General features: G+C 67.9%; 9 protein-coding genes. 8 read left to right on the top strand and 1 reads right to left on the bottom strand.

The genetic code is table 11. The features are described 5' to 3' along the window. Positions 1–170: 170 nt before the first annotated feature. Positions 171–2753 carry an ATP-dependent chaperone ClpB gene (clpB, locus tag VI08_RS14885; RefSeq protein ID WP_045830388.1) on the top strand — a complete coding sequence of 861 codons (2583 nt, stop codon included), beginning with the start codon at positions 171–173 and terminating at the stop codon, positions 2751–2753. Between the two features lie 56 nt (positions 2754–2809). Here clpB and VI08_RS14880 read toward each other — a convergent pair whose 3' ends face one another. Then, the gene (locus VI08_RS14880) at positions 2810–5236 is read right to left on the bottom strand and encodes a TonB-dependent receptor plug domain-containing protein (protein WP_045830400.1); all 2427 of its coding nucleotides are present in this window, start codon (positions 5234–5236) and stop codon (positions 2810–2812) included. 392 nt (positions 5237–5628) lie between these two features. Here VI08_RS14880 and VI08_RS14875 point away from each other — a divergent pair, with 392 nt between their 5' ends. The 7 genes from VI08_RS14875 to ruvA all read left to right on the top strand — a co-directional run bounded on the left by VI08_RS14875 (position 5629) and on the right by ruvA (position 11028). After that, complete coding sequence (locus VI08_RS14875) at positions 5629–5934, top strand: FmdB family zinc ribbon protein (RefSeq protein ID WP_045830387.1); 306 nt, start codon at positions 5629–5631, stop codon at positions 5932–5934. A 97-nt stretch (positions 5935–6031) separates the two neighbouring features. After that, the gene (locus VI08_RS14870) at positions 6032–6574 is read left to right on the top strand and encodes a DUF3011 domain-containing protein (protein WP_232309562.1); all 543 of its coding nucleotides are present in this window, start codon (positions 6032–6034) and stop codon (positions 6572–6574) included. 108 nt (positions 6575–6682) lie between these two features. Then, a complete protein-coding gene (gene aspS, locus VI08_RS14865; protein ID WP_045830386.1) occupies positions 6683–8455 on the top strand; it encodes an aspartate--tRNA ligase in 1773 nt (590 codons plus the stop codon). Between the two features lie 28 nt (positions 8456–8483). Next, positions 8484–9110 (top strand): esterase/lipase family protein, encoded by a 627-nt coding sequence (locus VI08_RS14860; RefSeq protein ID WP_045830398.1) that lies wholly within the window; start codon positions 8484–8486, stop codon positions 9108–9110. A gap of 40 nt (positions 9111–9150) precedes the next feature. Next, positions 9151–9897, top strand: coding sequence for a YebC/PmpR family DNA-binding transcriptional regulator (locus VI08_RS14855; RefSeq protein WP_045830385.1), 747 nt, complete (start codon positions 9151–9153; stop codon positions 9895–9897). Between the two features lie 16 nt (positions 9898–9913). Beyond that, on the top strand, positions 9914–10435 hold the full coding sequence (gene ruvC / locus VI08_RS14850) for a crossover junction endodeoxyribonuclease RuvC (RefSeq protein WP_045830384.1): 522 nt from the start codon (positions 9914–9916) through the stop codon (positions 10433–10435). Beyond that, complete coding sequence (ruvA, locus tag VI08_RS14845) at positions 10432–11028, top strand: Holliday junction branch migration protein RuvA (protein WP_045830383.1); 597 nt, start codon at positions 10432–10434, stop codon at positions 11026–11028. Before ruvC ends, ruvA begins: the two co-directional genes overlap by 4 nt. The last annotated feature ends 3 nt before the right edge of the window (positions 11029–11031 follow it).

Raw genomic sequence — 11031 nt, 5'->3', positions numbered from 1 at the left:
GGTGGGGTGGGTGGGTTGAGGATGGCGGGTTGGGCGTGAAAAGGGGATGGGGGTGCGCCTCCACACCCCCTTCCCCGTTGAAGGCGCATGCTCTCACCCGCATCTGTGACACCAGAGGCGGCTGCGGGGAGGGCCCGGGGCACGCCAAAACCTTTGGGAGACACCTTTCGATGCGAACGGACAAACTCACGTCGCGTTTCCAGCAGGCGCTGGCCGACGCCCAGTCGCTGGCCGTGGGCCGCGACAACAACATCCTCGAACCCGCGCACGTCATGCTGGCGTTGCTCGACCAGCAGGGCGGCAGCACCGGCCCGTTGCTCACGCAGGCGCAGGTGAACGTGCCCGCGCTGCGCCAGCGCGTGGCCGAGATGGTCGACCGCCTGCCGCGCGTCAGTGGGCAGGAAGGCAGCATCAGCGTCGGCAACGACCTCAACCGCGTGCTCAACCTCACCGACAAGCTGGCCCAGCAGCGTGGCGACCAGTTCATCGCCAGCGAGCTGTTCGTGCTCGCGGCGCTGGACGATCGCGGCGAGCTCGGCGGTGCGCTGAAGGGCGCGGGCGCCACGAAAGAGCGGCTCGAAGCCGCCATCGACAAGCTGCGCGGCGGCGAGAAGGTGCAGTCGGAGAACGCCGAGGAACAGCGCCAGGCGCTGGAGAAATACACCATCGACCTCACCGAGCGCGCCGAGAGCGGCAAGCTCGACCCGGTGATCGGCCGCGACGAGGAGATCCGCCGCACCATCCAGGTGCTGCAGCGGCGCACGAAGAACAACCCCGTGCTGATCGGCGAGCCCGGCGTGGGCAAGACGGCCATCGTCGAGGGCCTGGCGCAGCGCATCGTCAATGGCGAAGTGCCCGAGGGCCTGCGCGACAAGCGCGTGCTGTCGCTCGACATGGGCGCGCTCATCGCGGGTGCCAAGTTCCGCGGCGAGTTCGAGGAGCGGCTGAAGGCGGTGCTCAACGACCTGTCGAAGCAGGAGGGGCGCGTCATCCTCTTCATCGACGAGCTGCACACCATGGTCGGGGCGGGCAAGGCCGATGGCGCCATGGATGCCGGCAACATGCTCAAGCCGGCGCTGGCGCGCGGCGAGCTGCACTGCATCGGCGCCACCACGCTCGACGAGTACCGCAAGTACGTGGAAAAGGACGCCGCGCTGGAGCGCCGCTTCCAGAAGGTGTTCGTGGGCGAGCCCAGCGTGGAAGACACCATCGCCATCCTGCGCGGCCTGAAGGAGCGCTATGCCGTGCACCACGGCGTGGAGATCACCGACCCGGCCATCGTCGCCGCGGCCACGCTGTCGTCGCGCTACATCCCCGATCGCCAGCTGCCCGACAAGGCTATCGACCTGATGGACGAGGCCGCATCGCGCATCCGCATGGAGATCGACTCCAAGCCCGAGGAGCTCGACCGCCTGGAGCGCCGCCTCATCCAGCTCAAGATCCAGCGCGAGATGCTGAAGAAGGAGCAGGACGACGAATCGAAGCAGCGCCTGGCCACGCTCGAAGCCGACATCGAGAAGCTGGACCGCGAGTTCTCCGACCTCAACGAGGTGTGGAAGTCGGAGAAGGCCACGCTGCAGGGTGCCACGAAGATCAAGGAACAGATCGAGGCCGCGCGCCTCGAGCTCGAGGCCGCGCAGCGCCGCCAGGATTTCGCGAAGATGAGCGAAATCCAGTACGGCCGCCTGCCTGCGCTGGAGCAGCAGCTCACCGCCGCGCAGCAGGCCGAGCACCAGGATTTCACCTTGCTGCAGGATCGCGTCACGGCCGAGGAGATCGCCGAGGTGGTGGCGCGCTGGACGGGCATCCCGGTCAACAAGATGCTCGAAGGCGAACGCGAGAAACTGCTGCACATGGAAGACGCGCTGCATGGGCGCGTCGTCGGCCAGGACGAGGCCGTGCGCGCGGTCTCCGACGCCATCCGCCGCGCGCGGGCCGGCTTGTCGGACCCGAACCGCCCCTATGGTTCGTTCCTGTTCCTTGGCCCCACGGGCGTGGGCAAGACCGAGCTGTGCAAGGCGCTGGCCGATTTCCTTTTCGATACGCAGGACGCCATGGTGCGCATCGACATGAGCGAGTTCATGGAGAAGCACTCCGTGAGCCGCCTGGTCGGCGCGCCCCCGGGCTACGTGGGTTACGAAGAGGGTGGCTACCTCACCGAGGCCGTCCGCCGCCGGCCGTACAGCGTCATCCTGCTCGACGAGGTGGAGAAGGCGCACCCGGATGTGTTCAACATCCTGTTGCAGGTGCTCGACGATGGCCGCCTCACCGATGGCCAGGGCCGCACCGTCGATTTCCGCAACACCGTCATCGTCATGACCTCGAACCTCGGTTCGAACCTGATCCAGGAGCAGGCCGGCGATAGCGAAGCGGATTACATGCAGATGAAGGCCTCGGTGCTCGGCGTGGTGCAGGCGCATTTCCGCCCCGAGTTCATCAACCGCCTCGACGACCTGGTGGTGTTCCGCCCGCTCGACAAGAAACAGATCCGCAGCATCGCGCGCATCCAGCTCAACAACCTGGCGAAGCGGCTGGGCGAGCGCCAGCTGGGGCTGGAACTCTCCGACGCCGCGCTCGACCTGCTCGGCAGCGCGGGTTTCGATCCGGTCTACGGTGCCCGCCCGCTCAAGCGCGCGATCCAGGTGCAACTGGAGAACCCGCTGGCGCAGGCGATCCTGCGCGGCGAGTTTTCGCCGGGGCAGGTGATCCATGTGGATTCGGATGGGAATCACTTGAGGTTTGCGGCAGCTTAGGCGCATCGCGCGCGAGCGCGCTCCCACATGTAGGAGCGCGCTTGCGCGCGATGGGTTCAGAACTTGAACCCCACCTTGGCGTAGTAATACCGCCCGTTGAACCCAAACGGCGACAGCGCCGAATACTGCAGCCCGCTGAAATAGTCCTCGCCCGCATCGGTCGGGCTCACGCGCGTCGGGTACTGGTTGGTGACGTTGTCGACGCCCAGCGTGAAGGTCCACTGTTCGAGCGCGTAGCCCACCGAGGTGTTGACGATCCAGCGCGCCGAAAAGGTCTGGTCGGTTTCCGGTGTCGTGGTTACGCGGGTCACCGCGCCGTAGCGCGTGACGTCGGCGTGGGCGTTGAAGCCCGACAGCGACCAGTCGCCGCCCACCACGTATTTCGTGCGTGGCGTGGCTTTCGTCAGCAGGCCCTGGCTAGCGCGGCCGAACATCTCGATGGGGCCCGAGGCGTTGGCCTGGAGGATGGGTGGCGTGCCGGCCACGTCCAGGATTTTCACCTTGTTGTAGTTCGCGCTGGCCATGAGGTTGAACTGGCCGGCATCCGTGGTGGGGATGCGGTAGTTCAGCACCAGGTCGGCGCCTCGCGTGCGCGTGGTGGCGGCGTTGGCGAAGTACTGCACGGCGGTCACCTGCTGCCCGGGCACCACGCTGTTGAAATACGCGGCCAGTACCGGGTCGGTCAGGCTGATGGTGTCGGAGTAGAGGATCTGGTGCCAGATGCGGATCTGGTAGATATCCAGCGTGGCGCTGAGGTCGGTGATGGGCTCCCACACCGCGCCGACGCCGTAGTTCGCCGATTTCTCGGGTTTGAGTGCCTTGGCGCCCAGCGCGACGGCGGCGGGGTCGGAGGTGCGGTACGTGCCGGTCTGCGCCAGCTGGCCCGTGCTCGGGTCGATGATCGTCACCACCGACTGGTAGTTCTGCTGCGCGAGCGACGGGGCGCGGAAGCCGTTCGACAGCGTGCCGCGCAGCGCGAACGTGGGCGTGAACTGGTAGCGCGCCGAGAGCTTGCCCGAGCGCGTGGAGCCCGCGTCGCTGTAATGCTCGTAGCGGCCCGCCACGCCGGCCGAGAACTTGTCGGTCACGTCGGTTTCCAGGTCGATGTACGCCGCCTCGCTATGCCGCGTGAAGCTGCCCGCGGCCGATGGCGACAGGCCGGGGAAAACCTGCGCGCCACCCGCGTATGGCGTATCGGTACCGGGGATGAGCGTGGCCTGGTTGAAGTAGTACGAATCCGGGTCACCCGCGTCGATCTGGTATTTCTCGCGGCGGTATTCCGCGCCGAACGCGAGGGTCAGCGGGTTGGGTAGCCAGCCGACGCTGAAGTCCTTGCCGATGTCGATGTTGGCCAGCGCCTGCGAGTTCTTGAACGTGCCCGCGTTGAAGTAGGTGGGCGACGCGCCGGTGGTGTAGTAGAGGTTGGTGTTGATGCTGTTGCCCACGTCGAACACCAGCGAGTTGATGCCGTAGTTGCCCGAGGCATCCCAGCGCCAGCCGCCGTCGGTCACGCCTTTCACGCCGAGGATCGCGGTGCTGTCGTTCGTGTGGTTGATGATCTGCGGCAGGAAGCCGTCGGGGTACACCTCGGGCACGTTGCGCGCGTTGGTGGCGCCGCGGTAGTAACCGTTCGAGGTGACGTCGCGGCGGCTCAGCGCCAGCACGCCGTAGAGGTCGACGTTGTGCGCCACCGCGTACTGGAAGTTCGTCAGCGCCTGGTAGGTCTTCACCGCCGGGTCGCCGTAGCGCTGGTGCGCGACGTTGCCGTCGGCGGCCTCTTCGGGCGTGAACAGGCTCACCGGCGAGGCGCGGTTCGTGTTCATCGAGTTCTGGTAGTTCCACGCCACGCGCAGCCAGCCCTTCGCGTCATCGCCCTTGCCACCCAGGTCGATGCCCATGGAGCCGTCGATGCCGTTGGTGTCGCCGTCGCCCTTGTCCATCGTGCCGCCATTGACGGTGATGCTGTTGCCGCCCTTCGCGGCGCCGTGCTTCAGCACGATGTTGATGACGCCGGCGATGGCATCGGAGCCGTACTGGGCGGCGGCGCCATCGCGCAGCACCTCGATGTGGTCGATGGCCGAGATGGGGATCGAGTTGAGGTCGGCTGGCGCGGAGCCGCGGCCCACCGAGGGGTTGTAATTCACCAGCGCGGAGGTGTGGTACCGCTTGCCGTCCACCAGCACCAGCGTGGCGTCGGGCGAGAGGCCGCGCAGGCTGGCGGGGCGGATCGCGTCGTTGCCGTCGTTGATGGCGGGGCGGGGGAAGTCCAGGGAGGGCAGCAGGCGGCCCAGCGCCGTGGCCAGTTCCGTGCTGCCCGTGGAGGTGAGGTCCTTCGGCGTCAGCACGTCGATGGGTGCCAGCGAGCTGGCTTCGGTGCGGTTCGTGGCGCGCGTGCCCGTTACCACCACCTGGTCGAGCTGGCGGGCGTCGGTCTTGTCAGGTGGTGGCGCGGCGTCCTGCGCGTAGCCGGGTGTGACGATCATCAGCCCGAGGGCGGGCAGCCAGAGGCTGGCGGGCTTGCGTCGGAGGGTCGTGCCTTTCGTCATCGATGGGTCCCCAGGGCGAGCTATGGCTCGCGGGGCGCGGCACACCCCGCGGCACGGCCGGCGGCCGTGCTGGGGATGACGCTAGGCGTGTTTTTTGCGGTGCGTCAATGCGACAGTTTCTTTTGGGCCGCCTTGGGGCAAGTAGGCCTCGCGGAAGCCTTTGAAATAAGGATTGGCACGAAAATGGCTAATTCGGCCTATTTTGGTGCATTGCGAAAATCGTCCGTCCTCGCGTGCGCACGGGGCAGGGTGCCTGCCTTCGCGCGTGGCATTGAAAACCAGCGCGTGGCGCCGATAATGCCCGCCTTGCGCACCACGAAAACCATGCCATGCCCATCTACGAATTCCAGTGCCAGGCCTGCGGCCATCGCTTCGACCGGCTGCAGAAGATGTCCGACCCCGACCCCGAGGTGTGCCCGAACTGCGGCGAGCCGCGGGTGGGCCGGCTGCTGAGCGCCCCGCAGTTCCGCCTCGCCGGCGGTGGCTGGTACGAGACCGACTTCAAGAAGGACGGCGACAAGAAGCGCAACCTCGTCGAGGGCTCCACCGGGGCGCCCGCGCCCGCCCCGGCGGCGTCCCCGTCCCCCGCGCCGGCCCCTGCTCCTGCACCGGCGCCCACCAGCAAGCCGGACTGAAAACGGCGGCAACGTTTTCCTGCGCCCCGTTCAATCAGCGTTGCGACTCCTTTCGCTAGTTTTTGCGCCACCCCACACATCGAAAGGACACACCGCCATGAAACGGCTTATCGGCTTGATCGCGATGCTCACGCTTGGCGCGGGCATCTTCATGGCGGCCCCGCGCGTGGCCCAGGCCCAGCGTGGCGGCGATACCGTCAACTGCTACAGCGACAACGGCCGCCGCTCGTACTGCCGCGTGCCGTGGCGCGATGCGCGCCTTGTCCGCCAGGATTCGAAGACCGACTGCGTCCGTGGGCGCACCTGGGACATGGATCGCGGCGGCCTGTGGGTCGACGACGGCTGCCGCGGCATCTTCCAGGAGGCCGGTGGCTGGGGTGGCGGTGGCCGCCCGGGCTGGGGCGATGACCGCCCGGGTTATGGCGGCGGCCGCCCGGGCTACGGTGGCGGCGGCCAGATCGTCAGCTGCGATTCGAACGACAACAAGCGCGTCTACTGCCGCTGGCCGATCGGCCGCGGTGCCCGCCTGGTGGAGCAGACCTCGAAGAGCGATTGCCGCGAGGGCTACAGCTACGGGTTCACGCGGGATGGCATCTGGGCCGACCGTGGGTGCCGGGGTAAGTTTGATATTGGCAGGTAATACCGGGCTATCGCGCGCAAGCGCGCTCCCACAAGGGCTTTGCGGGCCCCGGCTCGTGCTACGATCCGGGGTCTTTTCTTTTGCATTGCACCGCGGAGCCCCAAGCGCATGCGCACCCATTTTTGCGGCCTCATCGACGAGTCCCTGGTCGGCCAGGAAGTCACCCTGTGTGGCTGGGTCAACACCTTGCGCCTGCAGAGCCACGTGGCCTTCATCGACCTGCGCGACCACGAGGGCCTGGCCCAGGTGGTGGTGGAGCGTGAAAACGCCGCCGCGTTCGCCACCGCCGGCGAGCTGGGTTACGAGTACGTGCTGCGCGTCACGGGCCAGGTCCGCAAGCGCCTGTCGGTCAACGACAAGCTGAAGACGGGCACCGTCGAGCTGCTGGCCGACAAGGTCGAAGTCCTCAACGCCGCGCGCGACCTGCCGTTCGCGCTGCACGAGAACCCGAACGAGGACATGCGGATGGCCTACCGCTACCTCGACATGCGCCGCCCCGAGATGCAGAAGATGATGCGCACGCGCACCGCCCTGGTCCGCGAGCTGCGCCGCTACCTCGATACCGCGGGCTTCCAGGACATCGAGACGCCCATCCTCACCAAGGCCACGCCGGAAGGCGCGCGCGATTACCTGGTGCCCAGCCGCGTGCACCCGGGCCAGTTCTACGCGCTGCCGCAGTCGCCGCAGCTGTTCAAGCAGATCCTGATGATGGCCGGCTTCGATCGCTACTACCAGATCGCGCGCTGCTTCCGCGACGAGGACCTGCGTGCCGACCGCCAGCCGGAATTCACCCAGCTCGACCTCGAGTTCGCGTTCGTCGAAGAGCGCGACGTGCAGGATTTCGTCGAGAACCTCATCCGCCATGTGTTCCGCGAAGTGCGCGGCGTCGAGCTCGATGCCCGCTTCCCGCGCATGACATACGAAGAGGCCATGCGCCGCTTCGGCTCCGACAAGCCCGACCTGCGCAACCCGATGGAGCTCACCGACATCGCCGAGGCGGTGAAGCACGTGGAGTTCAAGGTGTTCGCCGACCCGGCCAACGACCCGGCCGGCCGCGTGGCCGCCCTGCGCGTGCCGGGTGCCGCTGATCTGTCGCGCAAGGAGATCGACGGCCTCACCGAGTATGCGGGCCGTTACGGCGCCAAGGGCCTCGCATGGCTCAAGGTCGATGACCTGGCCAAGGGCCGCGAGGGCATCACTTCGCCGGTGGCCAAGTTCCTCGACGACGCCGCGCTCGGCAAGGTGCTCGAACTCACGGGCGCCGCCAGTGGCGACATCGTGTTCTTCGGCGCGGGCCGCTGGAAGGTCGTCACCGATTTCATGGGCGCCCTGCGCCTGAAGCTCGGCCGCGACCGCGGCCTGGTGGAAAACAGCTGGAAGCCGCTGTGGGTCACCGACTTCCCCATGTTCGAATGGGACGAGGAAGAAGGCCGCTTCGTGGCGCTGCACCACCCGTTCACCGCGCCGAACATCGACGATATCGCCGACCTGCGCGCCAATGCGGCCGTGGCGCTCAGCCGTGGCTACGACATGGTGCTCAACGGCAACGAGATCGGTGGCGGCTCCATCCGTATCCACCGGCCGGAAATGCAAAGCGCCGTGTTCGAGCTGCTCGGCATCGGCCCCGACGAGGCCGAGGCCAAGTTCGGCTTCCTGCTCAAGGCGCTGCGCCTCGGCGCGCCGCCCCACGGCGGCCTGGCCTTCGGCATCGACCGCATCGCGGCCCTCATGGCGGGCACCGAATCCATCCGCGACGTCATCGCGTTCCCCAAGACCACCAGCGCGCAAGACCTGATGACCGACGCCCCGTCGCCGGTCTCGGCCCCGCAGCTGAAGGAACTGCATGTCCGCGTCGATGCCGCGGAGCCGTTGAAGTCCTGATCCCGCCGCCGGCCAGCCGATGAATGCCATGCCCACCGACGTCATTCTTCTCCACGGCCTGTGGATGAAGGGTTTCGCCATGGCCATGCTCAACCGCCGGCTGCGCGAGGAGGGCTTCCGGGTCCACCAGTTCGAGTACATGAGCGTGGTGGCACCGCCCGAGCAGGCCATCGCCCGGCTGCGCAAGCGCATCCGCGGCCTGGCGCCGGGGCCGGTGCATGTCGTGGGCCACAGCCTGGGCGGCATCCTGGCCCTGCTGGCCTGCCAGGACCTCGACGAGCCGGGCGGGCGCATCGTCTGCCTGGGTTCCCCGTTGAACGGCAGCAGCGCCGCCCGCGGCCTCACCCACCATTGGGGCGGCGACGTGCTGCTAGGCCGCTCGCGCGAGCTGCTCTCGCACGGGCTCGACCACTGGGAAGGCCCGCGCGAGGTCGGCATGATCGCCGGGCGCCAGCAGGTGGGCCTGGGCGCGCTGGTGGGCGACGTGGGCTCCGAGCACGACGGCTCGGTGGGTGTCGAGGAAACCCGCCTGCCGGGCCTCACCGCCCACTGCATCCTCGAAACCAGCCACACCGGCATGCTCGTCTCCGCCGACGTGGCGCGCCAGGCCGCGTATTTCCTGCGGGAAGGGCGCTTCGATACCCCGCTCGTGTAGAATCCCGCCCCTGTCCATCCGGTAGCACCAGGAAACGCACATGGGTAGAGGCCCGTCCATCGAAGGTCGCAAGAATGCCGAAGACGCCAAGCGCGCCAAGGTGTTCACCAAGCTGATCCGCGAAATCACCATCGCCACCCGTGGCGGCGTGCCCGACCCCAACGGCAACCCGCGCCTGCGCGCCGCCGTCGACAAGGCCCTGGCCGCCAACATGACCAAGGACACCATCGAGCGCGCCATCAAGCGCGGCTCGGGTGCCGATGGCGGCGCCGACATGCACGAGATCCGCTACGAGGGCTACGGCCCGGCGGGCACGGCGCTCATCATCGATTGCGTCACCGACAACCAGACCCGCACCGTGGCCGACGTGCGCGCGGCGCTCAACAAGCTCGGTGGCAACATGGGCACCACCAACTCGGTGGCGTTCCAGTTCACGCGCGTGGGCCAGGTGGTGGTCCACACCGGCGGCGATGCCGACGTGGAGGCGAAGCTCGAGGAAGCCGCCATCGAGAACAACGCCGAGGATATCGTGATCGAGAACGGCATCGGCACGGTGCTGCTCGCGGCCGACCCCATCGCGGTTGAGGATATGCGCAAGGCCCTGGCCGGCGCCGGTTTCGACATCGACGGTTCCGACGTGGTCATGCGCCCGAACGGCCCGCTGGTCACGCCCACGGGCGAGGCCCTGGAGCAGTTCGAGAAGCTCCTCGAGCGCCTCAACGGCCTCGACGACGTCGACGAGGTCTACCACAACGCGGTGCTCCCGCAGGAAGCCGGCGGCGAGTAAAGCTCGCCACCACGCCATGACACGCATCCTCGGCATCGATCCGGGCAGCCAGCGCACGGGTGTCGGGGTCATCGACGTCGGCGACAACGGCGCCCTGGCCCACGTGTGGCACGGGGCGCTCGTCATCGGCGGCGAGGCCACGTTCCCGTTGCGGCTGAAACGCATCTTTGACGAGCTGTGCGCCATCATTGGCGCGCACGGTCCGGCCGAAGCCGCGATCGAGCGCGTGTTCATGGCGCGCAACGCCGATTCCGCCCTGAAGCTGGGGCAGGCGCGCGGGGCCGCCGTGTGTGCCGTGGTCAGCCAGGGAATCGTCGTGCACGAATACGCAGCGACCGAGGTCAAGCAGGCGGTGGTCGGTACCGGCCGCGCCGACAAGGCCCAGGTCCAGCACATGATCGGGATGATCCTCGGCCTCAAGGGGCCGCTGCAGGCCGACGCGGCCGACGCGCTGGCGATCGCCATCGCCCATGCGCACACCCGGTCCAGTATCGAACGCGTGGGTATCCCGCGCACGGCATGGAGACGTCGCCGATGATCGGCCGCCTGCGTGGCACCCTCGTGAGCAAGCAGCCCCCGTCCCTCCTCGTCGAGGTGGGTGGCGTGGGCTATGACGTCGACGCGCCCATGTCGACCATCTACGACCTGCCCGCCACGGGCCAGGAAGTCACCCTGCTCACCCATTACGCGGTGCGCGAGGATGGCGTCTCGCTCTATGGTTTCCTCCGTGAAACCGAGCGGGCCATGTTCCGCAACCTGCTCAAGGTGAGCGGCATCGGCGCGAAGATCGCGCTGGCCGTGCTCTCCGGCGTCTCCACCGAGGAACTCTCGCGCCTGGTCCACGGCGGCGACGTGGTGGCGCTGACCAAGATCCCCGGCATCGGCAAGAAAACGGCCGAGCGCATGGTGGTCGAGCTGCGCGACCGCGTGGACGCCACCGGCGTGCGCCTGCCAGCCGCCGCCGCGGGCATCGCGGCACCGGTCGATCCGGTGGGCGAGGCCACGGTGGCCCTGCAACAACTCGGCTACAAGCCGCCCGAGGCCACGCGCCTCGTCAACAAGGTGGCCGCCGATGGCGATACCGCCGAAGCCATCATCCGCAAGGCGCTCCGCGCCGCGCTGGGAAGCTGACCA

Origin of the sequence: Luteibacter yeojuensis (assembly GCF_000964085.1) — a bacterium.
In the GTDB taxonomy this organism is placed as follows: Bacteria; Pseudomonadota; Gammaproteobacteria; order Xanthomonadales; family Rhodanobacteraceae; genus Luteibacter; species Luteibacter yeojuensis_A.
This window is presented reverse-complemented; position numbering and strand designations above follow the sequence as displayed.